Source organism: Nostoc sp. NMS9 (assembly GCF_017114995.1).
Lineage (GTDB): Bacteria > Cyanobacteriota > Cyanobacteriia > Cyanobacteriales > Nostocaceae > Nostoc.
In genome coordinates this window covers 49,748-69,362 of sequence record NZ_JABXKL010000108.1, presented here as the reverse complement: position 1 = coordinate 69,362, position 19,615 = coordinate 49,748, and the positions used below count along the sequence as shown (strand labels likewise).

At 41.0% G+C, this 19,615-nt stretch carries 15 protein-coding genes; 6 read left to right on the top strand and 9 right to left on the bottom strand.

All coding sequences use genetic code 11. The features are described from left to right. Positions 1 to 357 precede the first annotated feature (357 nt). Genes HWQ40_RS34995 through HWQ40_RS34985 form a run of 3 tightly spaced genes read left to right on the top strand, consistent with a single transcriptional unit; the run spans position 358 to position 1,454 of the window. Complete coding sequence (locus HWQ40_RS34995; RefSeq protein WP_012406943.1) at positions 358 to 567, top strand: DUF2997 domain-containing protein; 210 nt, start codon at positions 358 to 360, stop codon at positions 565 to 567. Positions 568 to 606: 39 nt separating this feature from the next. Further along, positions 607 to 993: a DUF1257 domain-containing protein gene (locus HWQ40_RS34990; protein ID WP_012406942.1), complete on the top strand. Its 387-nt coding sequence runs from the start codon at positions 607 to 609 to the stop codon at positions 991 to 993. After that, a complete protein-coding gene (locus HWQ40_RS34985) occupies positions 993 to 1,454 on the top strand; it encodes a ferredoxin (protein WP_292787154.1) in 462 nt (153 codons plus the stop codon). Before HWQ40_RS34990 ends, HWQ40_RS34985 begins: the two co-directional genes overlap by 1 nt. Before the next feature lie 119 nt (positions 1,455 to 1,573). Here HWQ40_RS34985 and HWQ40_RS34980 read toward each other — a convergent pair whose 3' ends face one another. The 3 genes from HWQ40_RS34980 to HWQ40_RS34970 form a co-directional block, all read right to left on the bottom strand. Further along, on the bottom strand, positions 1,574 to 1,858 hold the full coding sequence (locus HWQ40_RS34980) for a YiaA/YiaB family inner membrane protein (protein WP_104905732.1): 285 nt from the start codon (positions 1,856 to 1,858) through the stop codon (positions 1,574 to 1,576). Between the two features lie 276 nt (positions 1,859 to 2,134). After that, the gene (locus HWQ40_RS34975; RefSeq protein ID WP_292787150.1) at positions 2,135 to 3,778 is read right to left on the bottom strand and encodes a DUF4335 domain-containing protein; all 1,644 of its coding nucleotides are present in this window, start codon (positions 3,776 to 3,778) and stop codon (positions 2,135 to 2,137) included. 250 nt (positions 3,779 to 4,028) lie between these two features. Further along, the gene (locus HWQ40_RS34970; RefSeq protein ID WP_069069205.1) at positions 4,029 to 4,634 is read right to left on the bottom strand and encodes a DUF3038 domain-containing protein; all 606 of its coding nucleotides are present in this window, start codon (positions 4,632 to 4,634) and stop codon (positions 4,029 to 4,031) included. Positions 4,635 to 5,360: 726 nt separating this feature from the next. Between HWQ40_RS34970 and HWQ40_RS34965 the strand changes: the two genes are divergently transcribed. Beyond that, positions 5,361 to 6,281 (top strand): molybdate ABC transporter substrate-binding protein, encoded by a 921-nt coding sequence (locus HWQ40_RS34965; RefSeq protein ID WP_292787148.1) that lies wholly within the window; start codon positions 5,361 to 5,363, stop codon positions 6,279 to 6,281. A gap of 115 nt (positions 6,282 to 6,396) precedes the next feature. On the opposite strand, the gene HWQ40_RS34960 is transcribed toward HWQ40_RS34965, so the two are convergent. After that, a complete protein-coding gene (locus tag HWQ40_RS34960; RefSeq protein WP_292787145.1) occupies positions 6,397 to 8,820 on the bottom strand; it encodes an endonuclease MutS2 in 2,424 nt (807 codons plus the stop codon). A 245-nt stretch (positions 8,821 to 9,065) separates the two neighbouring features. Here HWQ40_RS34960 and HWQ40_RS34955 point away from each other — a divergent pair, with 245 nt between their 5' ends. Beyond that, positions 9,066 to 9,593 carry a GNAT family N-acetyltransferase gene (locus tag HWQ40_RS34955; protein ID WP_292787142.1) on the top strand — a complete coding sequence of 176 codons (528 nt, stop codon included), beginning with the start codon at positions 9,066 to 9,068 and terminating at the stop codon, positions 9,591 to 9,593. On the opposite strand, the gene HWQ40_RS34950 is transcribed toward HWQ40_RS34955, so the two are convergent. The 3 genes from HWQ40_RS34950 to HWQ40_RS34940 form a co-directional block, all read right to left on the bottom strand. Next, positions 9,594 to 9,890 carry a DUF2288 domain-containing protein gene (locus tag HWQ40_RS34950; protein ID WP_292787140.1) on the bottom strand — a complete coding sequence of 99 codons (297 nt, stop codon included), beginning with the start codon at positions 9,888 to 9,890 and terminating at the stop codon, positions 9,594 to 9,596. It lies immediately after the preceding gene. Positions 9,891 to 9,981: 91 nt separating this feature from the next. Then, positions 9,982 to 11,019, bottom strand: a complete 1,038-nt coding sequence (locus HWQ40_RS34945) for an AI-2E family transporter (protein WP_292787138.1) — start codon at positions 11,017 to 11,019, stop codon at positions 9,982 to 9,984. A gap of 207 nt (positions 11,020 to 11,226) precedes the next feature. After that, a complete protein-coding gene (locus HWQ40_RS34940; RefSeq protein ID WP_292787135.1) occupies positions 11,227 to 11,865 on the bottom strand; it encodes a 1-acyl-sn-glycerol-3-phosphate acyltransferase in 639 nt (212 codons plus the stop codon). 134 nt (positions 11,866 to 11,999) lie between these two features. Here HWQ40_RS34940 and HWQ40_RS34935 point away from each other — a divergent pair, with 134 nt between their 5' ends. Further along, entirely contained in the window at positions 12,000 to 17,390 is a 5,391-nt protein-coding gene (locus tag HWQ40_RS34935; protein WP_292787133.1) for an ATP-binding sensor histidine kinase, read from the top strand. Positions 17,391 to 17,470: 80 nt separating this feature from the next. On the opposite strand, the gene fabD is transcribed toward HWQ40_RS34935, so the two are convergent. Continuing rightward, on the bottom strand, positions 17,471 to 18,352 hold the full coding sequence (gene fabD / locus HWQ40_RS34930; protein WP_292787130.1) for an ACP S-malonyltransferase: 882 nt from the start codon (positions 18,350 to 18,352) through the stop codon (positions 17,471 to 17,473). A gap of 120 nt (positions 18,353 to 18,472) precedes the next feature. Next, positions 18,473 to 19,465 carry a beta-ketoacyl-ACP synthase III gene (locus HWQ40_RS34925; RefSeq protein ID WP_292787128.1) on the bottom strand — a complete coding sequence of 331 codons (993 nt, stop codon included), beginning with the start codon at positions 19,463 to 19,465 and terminating at the stop codon, positions 18,473 to 18,475. Positions 19,466 to 19,615 lie beyond the last annotated feature (150 nt).

Below are 19,615 nucleotides of genomic sequence, written 5' to 3'. Positions count from 1 at the left end.
GCTCGAATGGTAAGAATAAAGTTTTTCAATAAATTTTATATTTTTGTGAATTATCTTGCTGGCTATACTACCTCTAATGCTTATTTTTAGGACTTTTGCAGCTTACTTCGCTAGCTCCAGTTGTTATCTTGACTAATCAATGAGGTTAAGAGAAACTAACTAAATACTGATGTGTGTGCTTATAATATTAATAAGTTTTGTAAAGATTCTGAGATATATATGTTTAAAGATGGAACATTAGTTAACAAATGGCAAGTTTGTATCTAATATCTAAGTAAAAATGTTCCTACGGCTATACTTATAGCCTTCTGCTAAGGCAGTACAATTCAAGCGTACTTATCCTGGTTGGCCAAAAGAATGGAGACATTAGAGTTCATAATCTATCCAGACGGTCGGGTACAAGAGAAAGTCACTGGTATTGTGGGTGCTTCTTGCGCTGAAGTTACAGCAGCAATAGAGGCACAGTTGGGGCAAGTACTTAATCATGAGCCAACCTCAGAATATTTCGCCGCGAAGGTGCAGCAATCTAATGTGGCGAATACACACACCACTTACAGCGATTGGTAAGTTTTCACAGTAGTTTAGTGTTATTAATTCACAACCACCATGTCACACTTTAGCCAAATTAAGACTCAAATCCGTAACCTTGATTCTTTGAAAGATGCTTTGACTGAATTGGGCGTAGACTGGAAACCCGGCCCACGCGAAGTCCGTGGCTATCGCGGTCAAACCCATCCTGCGGAAGTTAGTATTGAGCAGGAAAATGGCTATGACATCGGTTTTAGATGGAATGGGAAAGAATATGAACTGGTGGCTGACTTGCAATATTGGCAGCAAGACCTGTCTGTAGACGGATTTTTGCGCCAAGTAACACAGCGCTATGCTTATCAAACAGTTGTCAAAGAAACCGCTCGTGTTGGTTTTCAAGTCTCTGAACAACAAAAAAATGAAGATGGTTCAATTCGCCTAGTAGTACAGCGCTGGAGTGCGTAATGGCTGATTTTCTGCCGTCGCCGGAAGAACAAGAAGATAACCGTTCCGGTTTGGAACCAGAATTAGGGGGTTTTTTACGGGATGCCCCAGAACGTTCTGGTTTAGAACCGGAATTGGGTGGTGTGCTACGCCAAAATGGTGTTTATGTTGACGAAATCACCTGTATTGGTTGCAAGCATTGCGCTCATGTTGCCCGTAATACCTTTTATATTGAACCAGATTACGGGCGATCGCGCGTGGTTCGGCAAGATGGGGACGCTGAAGAAATTATCCAAGAAGCAATTGACACTTGTCCGGTTGATTGCATTCATTGGGTTGATTACACTGAACTGAGAAAGTTAGAAGACGACCGCAAATATCAGGTAATTCCTATAGTGGGTTATCCGGTGGAACATGCAGTTGCTGCTAGCGAACGTCGGCGTAAAAAGCAAAAGTTAAAAACCAAAAAATCTCGTTATTAAGATAAAAACGTTAAATCAATATAATAAAGGACTGGTATATCCAGTCCTTTTGTTTTTCGTTATGTAGTTAATTTCTGATGCAAGGATAATTTTGAATTCACTGTAAGGGCTAACTCCCTTCATTTTAAATTTAGAGGATCGTGTTGTGAAAGCAATTTTTCTACTTTTGCCTCGTCTAACCTAGCAGTTAATCTTCTAGTTTCATGCAAGTCTCTAGTAGTTTTTGCCAAAGTAAAAGTTGAGCCAACAGAGAAAGCCATACCCATACCCATAAAGCCTTTCACCCAGCCATTTACAGGTAAGTTTACAATACCGAAGGTGGTCATAGAAATAGAAATCACAAAAGCTGCCCAAGTTTGAATAACCCAAGCTGCACTATCTTTTTGGGTACCAATTGTTTGCATATTTCCTACTTTTGATATGAGTTATTAATACCAATTCTTAATTCGTAATTAAGAAGCGTAAGATTTAATCTGGGTTTTCAGACTTGTATCTATAGTTTAGTTTTAGAGAATTGGTGTTAACAGTAATTATATTTATTGGTAGGTTTACTGGTATCAATAGTCTGACCAGTTTCATAACTGGACTTCAATAGTTAAGCTCAAGAGCAATTGTAGTAAGTAGAAACTGGCACAAGATTTGTACCAGTTTGATAAGTGGCATTAAAAGGATGAGTTTAGTTATTCATCTGGAAAAGTCTGTACCTTGCCATCAGGACTGAGAACAACTCGAATTCTGACATTTTGTCCATTTTTATTGGCGGAAACAAAAGGTTTGCCAACTTCAGGCATCCCGGCATTATCAACGAATTCTCTTGCTGCCTTATTAAGGGGAAAAATTCGTTCAATTGTGCCGTCAACACCAACTATCAAACTGTACTCTAATGTTTGTCCCAGTCCAGTAGGTGGTTGCCAACGCTTTGTTAGGTATTCTCTAGCTTCTGCTACTTGAGGTGTGTCAAATAATGTGCCAGTAGCTACTTCTCTGGATGTGGGGTTTTTACCTGCGTCCCCTAATTGATCGATAAATGGATTATTAGCAGCAGTTCTAGAGGAGGGAAATTGTGAAGTAGGTTTCTCTCCAGCAGAAGATTGCTGTAAGGAACTGATTCTTTCGTCTAACTGTTGTGAGGTTAGTGGGGAGGGTTGGGTTGGGGTATTGACACGATTATTATTAGGTATGGTGTCAAGAGATGGAGGCAGGACTGGTGAAATATTAGGTGGTAAGCTACTGGCGTTAGAAGATAGTCTGGGTGGCAAATTCCGCAGTTGAGGGATAGCGCCGGCTTGGGGACTTGACCCGGTTGGATTCTGTCCCAGATTTGGTAATATGGCAATTTCCTGGCCTGGGATTTTGCTGGATGGTGGGTTAGCGTTCGCGGAGCGTCTCGTAGAGAAGCTCGCCGGAGGCATCGCTCGATTACTAGGAAGGGTTGCAGTCGTCCCTTGAGGTATTGTCAATGCATTTGGTGGCGGTGGAGAGAAACTACTAGAACTAGGGGCTGTTAGAGGTGCTTGGGGTAAAGTGGATGTGGAAAGTGGAGGGGTAGAACCTAGCAAATTATTTGATGGAGGGGTTAGTCCAGGTTCAGGCGTGGGAAAGTTTAGTGAGGATGAAGGTTCTAGAGCAGTCTTTACTGCTGCTGAATCTGATGTTTTAGCTGTCTGCTGTTGCTTTTCTCTAATGTTGTTAGCATATTGCCAAGTAACTGGTAAAAAACCTACACCTAATACTAATACTGCGGCAATAGGCGCCCAAGCAGGAAACCTCAGAGTCGAACCTGTGCTGTTGAGAGTTGGAAGTGCCATGACATCAGTTGAGTATTCATCTAAAGCACTTGCCAAATCGAATAGTTGCAGCAAACTGAGTTGAATTACGGGGCCAGATGAATAGTTGGCAAGAGAACCAAGAAATAAGTTGTGAGTTAAATAGCTGCTTGGTTCTAAGTGGATATTTGCCCCTGGAATCTGGGTACTAAAAGCATTTAATGTTTTTGTTGAAGACTTTAATTCCGGCTCACCCAGTGCTGTGCTTGACTCTTGGGTACTGGAGAAACTGACCCAAAAGCTTTCTGGAGACTGTTGGAGGAATTGCTGTACATAGTTGGTGACAGCATCACATAAAGCTTCGAGTTGCTCGCGATCGCCCCGAATTGGAACTCTTTGTTCTTCTGGTAGTCGGGGATCGTCAAAACGTAGCTCAAAACTCAGATGTTTGAGGACAGTTTTCCCCATCCAACGAGACAGAGGTGAGCTTTGTGCGAATACTTCTAGCGTGCAAGTCGGTGGTGTGTAGCAACGAATAACTGAATTTGATAGAGGCATGACAGGAACTGCGAAGAAGACTATTTGGGATTTTGTAAAAAATCGAGCCAGTTGCTTCCAAAGAAAAGTTGGAACGGTGGATTCCTCGACTCAGAAATTTGTCAGGTTCCTTTCGTTGTGCAAACTGGTGTGCAAGTAGGAAGCATTGCTGATAGTGCATCGCCCAAGAAGCTCATGACCATCAAAAAGGTTTCCTGACCTAGCAAACTTTCATGAGCAAATTTTGGTTGAAGAATTTCAAATCTAAAATTTAAAATTTTGTTGAACGGTCTATAAGTGCTAGCCAGAGACGGCGATGCCCACCAGGAGCGCTGTAAAAAAGTAAATCTACAAGCAGTTTTAGGGCCAGGTTGGTTAGTAAATCCGTTGAGATTTGCTCGTCCTCTTCCATCCGCTCTTGGTAGGTGTTGCAAAAAGCATCAATATAGTCTCCAAGTAAAGCAGCCTGGTGAGGTTCCCGGTTATTTTCTGCCATTTGTTCTAACAGACCGACAGCGCGGCGAATCAATTCCTGGTGCTGTTTGGCTAGATAGCAGATGATCAAAACAAGCGATCGCGCTTCTTCGACATCTAGCTTTTTTCGCCCTCCTTGACCTTTGCGTAGAGGATTTGATTGGCGCAATCGCCATAAAGCTACGCGGTCTGGCACTCTTGACTCTAAATTCAGATCGGTTGCCGCCGAAAGCATAGCCTCTGAACCAATCCCAGTTAAGGTTTCTAGCGCCAACAGCACCAAGTCTAATTGGGTTTTGATATTGTCCCATTGAACTGTGTTTGGGGCTGGAAGCTTGATTAAGTCCTCCCACTGGGAATTAGGAGTGGCTGAGTTCGCGGCCGAGTGCATAACTTTTAGCATAGGTGATCGAGCTGATAGGGGATGTTGCTGTTACCCATTTTGAAACCAGACTCTTAAGAATCAAGCTTGGTTTCCCATAGCTATGAGCCAGAGGCTTCAGCTAGCTTTTTTGTATGTGGTAAACAGTAGGTATCTTTGTCCTACTCTAGATGAAAATTTATTTTCAACAAAGTAAAAAATTATCAATTCTAATTAAGGTTTAGCCGACTTTCGCTGCTAGCTCCGTATCAGAGTATAAATAAACTATTGTTTTGAATGCTAACCGCTAGCGATCACTAAGTAATTATGTAGAATACCTCCTAATTTGTTTGCGGTTTTAAATTTTGAAATTTCTTGATATTTATTACTTGGTCTTAATGTATACATAATTACTCTACAAATATTTTACCTGTTTGCTCAAGGCACTTTTTGCTGCTGGACATTATCTGTGTGCAGCCTGTTATTTCAGTATAGGCTGGGCAACATCAGGACGATTGACGCCTCCATGAATAAAACTGATGACAAACTTAAAAATTTGATAAAGTCAGCGTTTGAAGATGTTGGGCGATTGATTTATTCCAACTTAGTTGGTACTATAACTCTAACCGCAAACCACGCACATATCAGAACTCATTTATAAAGTTAATGGGCAGAGGTAATACTTTAGATATTTACCAAAACCCATACTTCACTAGGGGTTACAGATAATTCACTCAGTAGGAATAGCAACGCAATAATATAACAACTATGAAAAAGTATTTTTTTGCCTTTTCACTGATAGCTTGTGCTGTCGGTGTGACTTTGCCAACTCAGGCATTTGCAGTTAAGCTATACGGTGCTGGAAGTTTGCGCGATAGTCTCACAGAAGTAGCTGAATCTTTTAACGAAAAATATGGAATTCCAGTAGAAACGCGATTTGGCCCGTCAGGTTTAACACGAGAATTTATAGAACAAGAATTCTCCAAAACTGGAAAATCCGCAGATGTTTTTGCCAGTGCAGATATTGATAACCCTCAGACATTGTTTGAAGAAGATTTGAGTGAACCTGTAGTGAACTTCACTAGCAACCGCATGACTGCTGTTGTCAGATCAGGACTTGGTATCACATCAGATAATTTGTTGGACTTTTTGCTAAAACCCGACATCAAGTTGGGAACTTCAACGCCTATAGCAGATCCATCTGGTGACTATGCATGGGAAATATTTGATAAAGCCAATCAGATTAAATCTAGTAATTCTCAAATTCTGAAGGATAAAGCATTACAGTTAGTAGGTGGTAATCCTAATGCTCCTATAGTTCCTAATGGCAAAAATAATTTAGTCTACTTTTTAGAAGAAACAAAACAGGCAGATATATTTTTAGCTTATTACACCAGTGGCAAGACTGCCCAAGCAACAGAAGGTGGTGAAAATCTGCAAATAGTAGAGTTACCCGACTATTTAGCAACGAAAGCTAATTATGGACTGACTACACTGAAAAATGCCGATCCTGATGGTGAAAAGTTGGCCGAATATATCCTGTCACCAAAAGGGCAAGAAATTTTGGCTAAGTATGGATTTAGCGAACCTTCTACTTCTGTTCCTGAACACCAAGGTGCGGGTGGAATTTTGCTGGCGGTAGGTGTAGCTTTTATCCTGAATAAAAAACAAGTATTGGTCAAAAAATAAATAGATAACAGGTGATAGGGAATAAGTAAATACTTTAATAAAGAGACTTGCAAATAGTAAATCTTGGTTGGTATTTTCTCTCTAGATTCTCAGGATTACCATTTGCAAGTGAACTTTATTTTATATGAACAACGGTAACACCACTGCCGCCATCTGCTTGTTCTGCTGGTTCGTAGTTGTTCACTCTGGAATGCTGTTGCAAAAAGGCGTGAACTCCTTGTCGTAGCTTACCAGTGCCATAGCCGTGAATAATCCAGACTGGGCCTGTAGCTTCTGAGATGGCTTTATCTAAAATGTATTCGGCATCAGCCACCCGTTTACCACGCAAATCAATGGTGTTTTGGGAAGTCCGAATTTCTGGGACATTTTGCGGTGGCGGGGTTACTACTGCTGGGGCTGGTTTGGGTTTGACAACTGGTTCTGCTTTTTGACCATCTAAAGATTCTACGTCTTCCAACTTCACAGTCATCTTCATTAGCCCAAAGCGAACGCTTAACTCGCCATCTTGATCGGGGGCAGCGATCACTTCTGCTATCTGTCCCAATTTGGGAACGCGGATGCGATCGCCTATTTTGGGCATAAACCCAACTTTTGGTTTTGCTGGCGTTGCTGGCTGATATTGTTGGCCAATTTGATTCAAAGCATTAGTTGCTTGCTGGGCTTCTTGGGCTGTGGGCGTACCTTTCTGCAAGCGGCGGATTACTTGGGCAATTTCACCTTTTGCCTGAGCGATCGCTTGTTGCACTGCTACTTCCTGTGAAGCCCGCAAACTGCTTTCCCTTTCCTCCAAACTTGCGGCTTTTGCAGATACTTCTTTATATAAACGTTCCGCTTGCTGCAACAAAACTTGGGCTTCCGCAGCTTTGGTTTCCTGGCGGCGGCGTTGGGCTTCTAAGCCAGCAATCACCTGGTTAACTTCATCTGTGGCTTCTCCAACTTGGGTTTTTGCCTGTTGTACAACTTCTGGTTTTAATCCCAAGCGCAGGGCAATTGTCAGGGCGTTAGAACGTCCGGGGATCCCCCACAGCAGACGGTAAGTAGGCGACAAAGTACTTTCGTCAAATTCTACAGAGGCATTTTCAAACCGATCGTCTTCGTATTTCAGGGCTTTTAGTTCGCCGAAGTGAGTGGTGGCAATAGTTAGCTGGGCATGGTTGGCGAGATATTGCAACAAGGCGATCGCTAAAGCACTACCTTCTACTGGATCGGTGCCAGCGCCAACTTCATCAAGTAAAACTAGGGAATTGGGCATGGGGCATAGGGCATTGGATTGTCCCCCATCTCCCTTATCCCCCTCATCCCCCAATGCTTCTAAAATCCGACTAATTCGGCGGATGTGTCCAGAGAATGTGGATAAACTTTGCTGTAAGGATTGTTCATCGCCAATATCTGCCAGCACTTTATCAAACCAAGGTATTTCTACTGGTTCGCGGGCAGGGACAAATAAACCCACTTTGGCCATTAATGCTGCTAACCCCAAAGTTTTTAAGGTTACAGTTTTACCGCCAGTATTAGGCCCGGTAATCGTCACTACCCGAATTTGCGGACTAATCAGCAAATCTACAGGAACTACTGGTTGCCCTTGTTCGTGCTGTTGTTGCCACACTAACAGAGGATGTCTTAAGTTCCGCAAGGTAATGATTTCTCTGTCTTCACGCTGGATAAATCGCGGCGGATTCGCTCCTAGCCAGAAACTATATCGCGATCTAGCGGTTGCCAGATCCAAAGTGGTAGCGATCGCTAATAACCTCTCTAAATCTGGTTTGACTGCGGCTACAAGTTCTGTCAAAATGCGGCGAATCGTTTCTTCTTCGGCTTGCTCTCTTCTGATGATCTGCCGCAGTTGGTTGCCTAGAGGTACTACTGAATTCGGTTCCACATATAGAGTGGCACCGCTGGTAGAGGTATCGTGGACTATACCGGGTATGGCATCTTTTTGGGGTGCTTTTACGGGGATAACAAAGCGATCGCTCCGTTGTGTAATCAGCTGTTCTTGAACTGCGCCGGATTTTGCCTGTAAGATATTTTGCAGCTTTTGAGTAATTTGGCTGCGTAATCGCCGCAAATCTGTACGAATTTCTCCCAGTTTTTGACTCGCGCGGTCAGTTACCTGGGCCCGTTCATCAATACAGCGGTGAATTTCCTGTTCTAGTTCGGGATAAGTCCGCAAATCGGCAACCAAATCAGTCAATATCGGCAAATCTTCTTGATTGTCGATGACACGGCGCAAATTTCTGGCACCAGAGAGGGTGGTGGCGATCGCTAACAGTTCGTCCCCTGCCAAAACTCCACTGCGTTCTGCCCGTTCTAGGGAATCGCCAATATCTTGAATTCCTTCAAATGACAGTCCCGTGGTCAGGCGACTTTCCAGTTGGTAGATTTCTTTGGTTTGCTCTAACAACTGTTCGCTTTGGCTCTGAGAATCAGGTATTTTCAGATGACGCGCAGCTGTCGCCCCCAGCTTAGTTGCCGCAAAGGTAGCAAGGTGCTGGCACAGGCGATGCCATTCTAATAATTCTAAGGTTTCAGATTGGATCAAGGTTTCAACATCTAATCTGAAATTATGGTAACAATTCTAGCTCCTAGATGGGTAAACATTAAAGGAGAAAATTTTGCTTTAGTCAATAGTCAATCCATTTTGGATTTTAGTCTGATACCTGCGCCGACACCTTAAGCCGACGCACCGGATCTTGGAACAGACTTTCAGATATAAAAATTTATGTTGAAGATGAGTTAGTCGAAAGTGTTCGGTGAGACTTGTTTAGTGTAGGGCTAGATCACAAAATGAAAATGTACTCTCAACGACTCTGTTTAGAACCACTAGAAACGTATCATGCCGAACTGCTTTTTGATGGATTACAGAGTGCCAGTATATACGACTTTATCGAAGATGTGCCGCCACAAAGTGTTGAATTGCTCCGCGAACGCTACATGGTATTGACGCGTCGTCAATCACCAGATGGAACAGAAATTTGGTTGAATTGGGCTGTCTGGTCACTTGTAGAGAAATACTACGTTGGATACGTTCAAGCAACAATTACTGGAAATAAAAGCGCAATCGTTGCCTATGTGTTTTTCCCTAATTCATGGGGAAAAGGTTATGCACGCGAAGCTGTGACGTGTATGATTAATTATTTAGTTGAGACATACCAAATCCTGGATTTTTATGCTTACGTTGATGTCCAAAATCATCGTTCTATTGCTTTATTGCATAACTTGGGATTTGTAAGCTCGACTTTTTTTCAAAATGTTGAGTCTAACCAAAATGAATTTAACCACGAAGTACAGTATCGAAAACAACACATAAACTAATTAAGTGGCGGCTATTTCTTGTGCCAAAACGTAAGGTTGAACGATGAGAGTATTAAATCGCTTACTGCGGTCGCGATTCCATTCTCCCACCTGTACTGTTGTGGGTTTGGTAACCAATTGTTTATCAATCCACTGTTCCACTGATGGAATGTTATCACTGGCGATCGCTACTCCAACATCCACCAAGTCTAGCTCAAGCGCCACCAAAATTACTGCATCTCGTTGTACATGAGGAATTAGCCATTCCCACTCTGCCTCATCCAAAATTTCTGTTAATTCCGCTCTTAAATCCGACATTACTTCCTAATGTTTATTTGTAAATGGCTATTTTTACATTATTCACTAGTTCTGAGTTCCTGACAAATGACCAATGACAAATGACAAATGACTAAACTTCAGATTTCATTTCATCAATTTCAAATAAAGACACAATTACTCCAGCAATAGGAATAGATATAAAAACACCTAATAATCCTGCTACTCTAGCCCCTACTAGTAAAGCAAAAAACACCACTACAGGATTAAGATTTAGCGCACCTTGCATAATTCTGGGTGCAATCAAGTTATCTTGTATCTGCTGGAGGACGATACAAGCTATTAATACTTTCACTGCTAACCAAACACCTTGAGACAAAACAAATAGAGTAACTGTGCTTACTCCTAATGTCGCCCCTATGCCAGGAATTATATCAACAATTCCGATTATTATTGACAATATCAAAGCAAAAGGTACCTTTAATACTAAAAACACTAAGAATGTTGAAATTGTTAAAAATGCGCTTAATAACAACTGACCTCTAAAAAATCCTAAAAAAGACTTCCTGATTATATTTGTAAATCTATTACGCCGCTGTTTTGGTACTATTTTTAAAATAAAATTCCATAGTTTATCTCCATCTAATAGCATGAAAAAAGCTACAACTGCAATCAATATAAAAGTTACAAAATTCGTCATAAACCCTTGTAAAATGGCTAAACTAGTAACAAGAGTTGATACAGCTTGATTCCGCAATTGTTCTTCAATAAAACTTAAATCTATCTGAAGATTACGGTTACGCAAAAATCCTTCTAATCCCTCTAATAAAGGTACTAAAGAATTTAAGAATGCAGTGATACTATTAATTAATTGTTGTCCTTGAGATAAAACCGTTAAGCTCACAGTAATTATCAGACCACCTATAATTACAATACTGAGCAAGAAAACGACACCAACAGCTATACCGTGGGGCAAAAAACGCCGCAGCCCTTGCACAGGATAACTGAGCAAAAAAGCTAAAATTGCCGCAAATGTAAAAATAACAATGACCGATTCAAAGTAAGCTAAAAGTTGTACAATTGCCCAGCCAGAAGCAACTAAAAGCAAAAATCTAACTAATGCCAGATTATTTAACCGCTCCCAAAAATTCTTGGCTTCAAAGCCGCTCATAATAATTCATAATTCATAATTTATAGTTCGTAATTAAGACTTTACAAAAGCTAGTTGTGTAGTGCGATAAAGTTGCCCACTCAACAAGATCGATAATTTATTTGTTGGAAATCCCTTAGTTAATTGCTAGAGTGAATTGAGTTTAAGATTAGAGTAACCTAATAGCGATCGCTACCTCCCTAAAGCATACATCTGAGCTTGTCTAACTCATCGTCCTAAATCATGCATCTCGTTAATTACCGTGGTACACTTTTGTGTTAAATTCTCCAATTCCTTTTTATTACTGGAACTAGGAGCATCAATCAAGTTACCAATTCTGACAGTTATGGGAACTGCGCGAGGTCGGGACGCTCCTTTTTGTAAAATTCCTTCAGTACCCCAGACACTCACCGGCAATATTGGGGCTTTTGCTTTCGCCGCCAGCAGCAATGCACCTCTTTTGGGGTCTGTAATTCGACCATCTGGGGTGCGAGTACCTTGCAAGAAAACACCGACAGCCCAACCTTTATCGAGATATTCTAGGGCGGAACGGATGGCATTGCGATCAGCATTTCCCCGACTCACTGGGTAAGCACCATACAATTTAATCGCTTGCGCCAAAATAGGAATATTAAATAACTCTTCTTTAGCCATATACGCCACTGGACGACGTACACAATTAGAGACAATCGGCGGATCAAAGTAACTAGCGTGATTACTTACTACTAATAGAGGCCCTGATTGGGGGACATTTTCCGCACCATAAATATGGCCCCGAAAATAAGCGTGAAGCATGGGGCTGACGACTGACCATTTAAAGGCGTGGTAAAGTGCCAGACTGATCAACGGTTCGCGGTTTTTGTCCACAGAAGATAATGCAAATCAAACTGAACTTAGCATAAGCGATCGCAACACCCAGATCAAACGCAAAAAAGCTATAGAGATGAATTGCTTCACCTATCTGGGAACACTAAATCTGGAAATCTTTAGGATTTAGCGGTATGTCTCTCACTACAGTCAGTATTACTGGATACAAGGTTAGCGAACAACTCTATAACGGTTCTCGAACGATGGTTTATCGGGGTTATCGAGAAACCGATCAAAGACCTATAGTGATTAAATTACTGAAAAATCCTTATCCGAGTTTCAGTGAACTCTTGTCGTTTCGTAATCAATACACCATAGCTAAAAATCTCAACTCACCTCTGATAATTCAAACCTACAGCCTGGAACCGTATCAAAATAGCTATGTGTTGGTGATGGAAGACTTTGGGGGGATTTCTCTTAAAGATTATTTCACCTCTGTAGAGAGGGAATATATCACCTCTCTACAAGAGTTTTTAGAAATTGCGATCGTCCTATGCAATACCTTAGATATACTGTACCGTTCGCGCATTATTCATAAAGATATCAAACCCGCGAATATTTTAATTAATCCACAAACAAAACAAATTAAATTAATTGACTTTAGTATTGCATCCTTGCTACCACGGGAAACTCAAACGCTCATCAGTCCCAATGTGTTAGAAGGGACACTCGCCTATATTTCTCCAGAACAAACAGGAAGAATGAATCGGGGAATTGATTATCGGACTGATTTTTATTCACTGGGTATCACTTTCTATGAATTACTCACAGGAGAGTTACCCTTTCAATCCAAGGATATGATGGAGTTAGTGCATTGTCATATTGCAAAACTTCCTGCTCCTTTGGAGCCATTCAATATTCCTAAATCGATTTCAGATATCGTGATGAAATTGATGGCAAAGAATGCTGAAGAACGCTATCAGAGTACATTAGGACTGAAATATGATTTAGAAACTTGTTTAACTCAACTTCAATCAACTGGTAAAATTGAAAGTTTTCCAATTGCACAAACAGATGTGTGCGAGCGCTTTATTATCCCCGATAAACTCTATGGACGAGAAACAGAAGTAAAAACCCTACTCCAAGCATTTGAGCGAGTTAGCTTGGGTACAACTGAAATAATGCTGGTAGCTGGTTTTTCGGGTATTGGTAAAACTGCGGTTGTTAACGAAGTTCATAAACCCATTGTTCGTCAACGTGGTTATTTTATCAAAGGTAAATATGACCAATTTCAGCAAAATGCTCCCTTCTCAGCATTTGTGCAAGCATTCCGAGATTTAATGGGGCAATTGCTCACAGAAAGCGATGCTCAAATTCAGGAATGGAAAAGTAAGCTTTTAGAAGCTGTCGGTGAAAATGGACAGGTAATTATTGAAGTAATTCCGGAATTAAAAAGAATTATTGGTATCCAACCACCAGCCCCCGAGTTATCAGGAACTGCTGCCCAAAATCGCTTTAATTTATTGTTCCAAAAATTCACCCAAGTCTTTACTATTGCCGAACACCCATTAGTAATATTTTTAGATGATTTGCAATGGGCAGATTCAGCATCGTTGAAGTTAATGCAGCTATTAATGACTAATAGAGGGTATCTTTTCATCATTGGTGCATATCGTGATAACGAAGTCAATCCAGCACATCCGTTAATGTTAACCTTGAGTGAAATCAAAAAAGCACTCTTCACGATTAATACGATTACTTTAGCACCACTGAGTCAAATGCAAGTGAACTACTTAGTTGCTGACACACTTAAGTGTTCAGAAAATGTAGCTTTGCCTCTTTCTTTACTAGTATCTCAGAAAACTCAAGGTAATCCGTTTTTCGCTACACAATTTCTCAAAGCATTGCATCAAGATGAACTGATTGAGTTCAGCTTTGAGTCAGGCTGTTGGGAATGTGATATTACACGAGTAACTCAGCAAGCATTAACAGATGATGTTGTTGCTTTTATGGCATTTCAATTGCGAAGACTGCCGCTATCAACTCAAGATACATTGCAATTAGCTGCTTGTATTGGGAATCAGTTTGATTTAGGAACTTTGGCTATTGTTTCGGAAAAATCAGAGATAGAAACAGCAGCTTGTTTGTGGAAAGCCTTACAAGAAGGGTTGATTTTGCCTACTGGTAATATTTATAAATTTTATGTCGGGCAAGAAAGTCAAGCCGTTACTCAAGAAATTTCTCAAACTGTCAAATACAAGTTTTTGCACGATCGTGTCCAACAAGCTGCTTATTCTCTGATTCCAGATGAGCAAAAGAAAACAACTCATCATCGAATTGGTCAACAGTTATTGAAGAATACATCTGATAGTGAACAAGAAGAGCGAATTTTTGAGATTGTTAATCAAATCAATGTTGCTGTTGAATTAATTGTGCAGCCGACAGCACGAGAGGAATTAGCAAAGTTGAATTTAATCGCTGGGTGCAAAGCTAAAAATTCTACTGCTTATAGTGCTGCGGTTAAATATTTTGGTGTCGGGCGCAATCTCTTAGCAGGCGATCGCTGGAAAAATCAGTATAACCTGACACTGGCATTGTATGTAGAAGCAACAGAGGCAGCCTATCTCAATACCGATATAGATGAGATGGAACAGCTTGCAGAAGTGTTGCTGCAACAGGCAAAAACAGCATTGGATACAGTCAAACTGTATGGAGTGAGAATTAATGCGTACACATCACAGGGTCGGCTACTCGAAGCCATCAACACTGGATTGATAATATTAAAGCAATTTGAGATCGATCTCCCTGAATCACCAGATTTAGAAGATGTTGCACGCGTAAGTCAACAAACACAAGCTCTTTTAGGTAGTCAGAAACCTACGGATCTGCTAAATCTGCCAGAGATGACGAACCCTCAAATTTTAGCAGTGATGCAAATTCTCAATGAAATATTAGTCCCTGCTTATTTGACAAAACCAAATCTCAATTCATTGATAATCATGACGCAGATGAATCTATCAATGATTTATGGAAATGCACCTATTTCTGCATTAGGCTACTCTAGCTACGGATTATTTCTTTGTGCTGTTGCTGGTGATATTGAGCAGGGTTATGAATTTGGTCAATTGGCATTGAATTTATTATCTAAATTCAAAGAAAAAAAGATTGAAGCCAGAGTGTTATTTGTAACTTCTACTTTTATAGTTCATTGGAAAATTCATGTCAGACAAACCTTAAAGCTGCTGCAAAATGCTTACTCCAGTGGTTGGGAAAGTGGAAATTTCATGGTTTTGGGCTACGCAGCTTATGCTTACGGGTTCCATGCCTATTTCATGGGTTATGAGTTATCTGAGCTAGAAGAAGAAATGACAGCCTATAGCAAGGCATTGTCACAAATTAATCAGCAAACGCAGCTCAACTACAATGAACTTTATCGACAGTCAATTTTGAACTTGCTAGGTCAAACGGCAAGTCCATCTCTGTTATTTGGTAAAGCAGACAAAGAACAGGAACTTTTAGCACGATATCAGCAGACAGATGACAAAACAGGATTATGGCATTTCTTTTTGAACAAGTTAATTCTGTGTTATTTGTTTCAAGAATTTGAGGCAGCGCTTGAGTATATTGAACGTGCAAAGCATTATGCATCTGGGGGAAAAGGAATGTTTAATATTCCTGTGTTCTCTTTTTATGCTTCTCTAACTTGGTTAACTGTTTTGCCTAACCATCTTAAATCTGAGCAAGAAAATATCCTGCAACAAGTGGCAGCCAATCAAAAAAATATGCAGGCATGGACAAGTCATAATCCGATGAATCATCTACACAAATTTTATCTAATAGAAGCAGAACGATATCGAGTTCTTGGTGAATATTTAGAAGCAATGAAAAATTATGACCTGGCAATTTCTCTTGCTAAACAAAACGGCTACATCCAAGAAGAAGGACTGAGCAACGAACTCGCAGCAAAATTTTATCTTGACTGGGGTAAAGAAAAAGTCGCCCAAGCATATATGCAAGAAGCATATTACTGCTATGCTCGCTGGGGTGCGAAAGCCAAAACTGATGACTTAGCAAAACACTATCCCAAACTGTTGCAACCCATCCTGCAACAGCAAAGAATTAACCTCAACCCCCTAGAAACTATTGGCTTTTGCGGGACTTTTTCATCTACTCACACTAGTAGCACCAATATTTCCGATGTTCTAGATTTTACCTCTATCCTCAAAGCCTCTCAAGCTATCTCCAGTTCTCTGGAAATAGATCAACTCATTACCAGTCTCACTCGGATTATCCTAGAAAACTCTGGCGCGAAAAAATCTGTACTAATTCTTCCTCAAGGAGATACTTGGCAAGTTAGGGCAATTACCTTTATTAATCATGGATTAAATTCTCATATTGACATACAAACCATTCTAAATTCACAAGCACTCGATACTTGTCAAGATATTCCCACAACAATTATCAATTACGTCAAAAATACCCAACAAACAGTTGCGATCGATAACTTGCAAACAGATATTCCTGGTGTAATTGGGGAATATATGTACCGAATAAAACCCCAGAGTGTATTATGTACACCGATTATTAATCAAGGGCATTTAGTAGGGATTATTTACTTAGAAAATAAACTGACTCCAGGAGTGTTTACCAGCGCTCGCCTCAGGGTTATTAATCTGCTTTCTTCCCAAGCAGCAATATCTCTAGAAAATGCTCAACTTTATCAACAAGCCGGGCAAGCATTAGAAGACTTACAACAAGCCCAATTACAAGTTGTCCAAAGTGAGAAAATGTCTGCATTGGGTAACTTAGTTGCCGGGGTAGCCCATGAAATGAATAATCCTTTGGGGTTTATTTATGCCAGTCTTCAACAAGCAAAACCTAGCCTTGCAGATATTGTTGAACACTTGAAACTCTATCAAGAAAGTCTCCCCAATCCAGGTGATGAAATTACTGACCATGCCCAAGAAATCGACTTAGATTATAGCTTAGAAGACTTACCCAAGATTATAGATTCAATGGTAATGGCGTGCGATCGCCTGAAAAATATCAGCACCAGTCTCCGCACTTTCTCCCGTGCTGATAAGGATTACAAAGTACCGTTTAATATCCATGAAGGTATCGATAGTACAATTTTAATTCTTAAACATCGCCTGAAAGCTAATGAACAACGTCCAACAATTGAAGTGATAACTGAGTATGGTAATTTACCTAAAATTAATTGTTTTCCCGGACAATTGAATCAGGTCTTTATGAATATTTTGGCAAATGCTATTGAGGCGTTAGAAGAATCGAATATGGGGCGAAGCTTGGAAGAAATAAAGATCAATCCGAACCGAATTATAATTAAAACCTCAGTAGAAAATGAAGGCGTGAAAATTACCATTGCTGATAATGCAAATGGGATGACTTCTGAAGTCAAACATAAAATTTTTGATCATTTATTTACGACGAAATGTGTAGGTAAAGGCACGGGATTAGGATTAGCGATCGCTCGTCAGATTGTTGCAGAAAAACATGGAGGAGCGATCGAGGTAGACTCTAGACCAAATGAGGGTACTGAATTTGTGATTCAGCTACCGCTGTAGCATATACATCTGTCTGGTCTAGATAGCACTGCAAGTAATGATTCTCGTGTCTCAACCCTACCCAATAGAAGCTAAAAAAATTAAACAGGTAAATCACTAGCCCTCTGGATATTTTGCAAAATTAAATCAGGGCTATTACGTTTAATCAAGCCAGTTAACACTTTACCAGGGCCAATTTCCATTGCTCGCTCGATACCGTTAGCTGCTAATTGCAGACAAATTTCTCGCCATCTTACAGAACTAGTCATTTGTTTGTTCAGGCGTTGCTTTAAAATCTCAGCATCAATAGACGGAATTGGTTCTACATTAGACAGCACTGGCACAATCGCCGACTGAAATTCCACAGATTCTAAAATGTCTTGAAATTCCGCAGCTGCTGGTGCTATTAAATGTGAATGAAATGCTCCAGAAACTTTTATGGGAACCGCACGCTTTGCTTTAACTTGAGTCATCACCGCTTGTACAGCCTCAGTCGTGCCTGAAATTACCACCTGAGCCGAACTATTATCATTTGCTATTACCACATCAGGCGTTTGGGAAATGACTTTTTCTAACTGTTCGCGGTCAAAGTTCATCAAAGCTGCCATCATCCCATCGACGGAACTATCCATAAGTTCTGCACGACGCTTCACCAGATATAAACCAGCCGACCACTCAAAGACACCTGCTATATAAAGAGCAGTATATTCTCCCAAACTATGACCAGCAACTAAATCTGGCTGGTGTCCTCGCTCTCGAAGCAGGTCAGCAAGAATGCTTTCGACCACATAAAGACTTGGCTGAGTATACAGCGTCTGTGATAACTTCTCTTCTTGAGTTTGACAAATTTCAGTTACAGACCAGCCCAAAATATCCTCAGCTTTGGCAAGCTTGTCTTTAGCAGACGGTATATCTAATAAGTCCATTCCCATTCCCAGCGTTTGGGAACCTTGTCCGGGAAACACCCATGCAGTTTTTGTCATTTGTCAATAGTCAGAAAAGTGAAAAGTTAGAAGTGAGGAGTTAGAAGTGAGGAGTTAGGAGTTAGCAGTGAGGAGTTAAAACTCATAACTCATAACTCTTAACTCTTAACTCCTAATTCTTCACCTTCCCCATTGAAAAATTGCCGCGCCCCAGGTAAGACCGGCACCAAAGCCAGATGTAGCAACGATGTCATTGGGTTTAATTTTACCTTGTCGTACTGCTTCATCTAAAGCTAAGGGGATGGAAGCAGCTGAGGTATTGCCATAGTGGGCGAGATTACTGATAACTTTATGTTCTGGGATATTCAGGCGTTGGGCAACGGCATCGATAATCCGCTGATTGGCTTGATGCAATATCAGCCAATCTATCTGGTCAACGCTGATGTTAGCTTGAAACAAGGCTTTATCAATTATTTCTGGCACTTTTTGGACAGCAAAGCGGTAGACTTCTTTGCCGTTCATCGTAATCGGTTGGTAAGTGCCTTTGGTGATATTTATATCAGTCAGTAGTTCTTGGGAATTACCTGCATAAGCAAGGTTGAGGTAATGGTTTTGAGTACCATCACTTTTAAGTGCAAATCCTAATAAGCGATCGCTTTTGGCAGCTTGTAACACCACTGCCCCGGCACCATCACCAAACAATACACAAGTCCGCCGATCTTCCCAATCTACCCAGCGAGAGAGGATATCTGCCCCGATCAACAGTACATTTCTATAGACACCAGTTCTAATGTATTGGGCTGCTGTAACCAAACCAAACACAAAGCCGGAGCAAGCAGCGGTCAAGTCAAAAGCTACTGCGTTGGTAGCTCCCAATTTAGCCTGTACTTGACAAGCACTACCAAACAAATCATCAGGGGTGGAAGTCGCCAGCACAATCAGGTCTAAATCTTCTGGTTTAATTCCTGAAGCTGCGATCGCCTGACTGCTGGCGGCAGTAGCGAGTACACTCAAGGACTCAGATGGCAGAGCTAACCGACGTTGACGAATTCCCGTTCTTGTGGTGATCCACTCATCTGATGTTTCAACTAGTTCACTCAATGTCTGGTTGTGTAGGGAAGTTGCTGGTACTGCCGAGCCGCTTCCAGTAATTGCTATGCCTAAGTTTTGCACTCCTAATCTCCCAAGCTATCAGCTTTTTGTCCTTTGTCCTTTGTCAGTTGTCCTTTGTCAGTTGTCCTTTGTCAGTTGTCCTTTGTCAGTTGTCAGTTGTCCTTTACAAATGACCAATGACCAATGACCAATGATTAATGACCAATGACC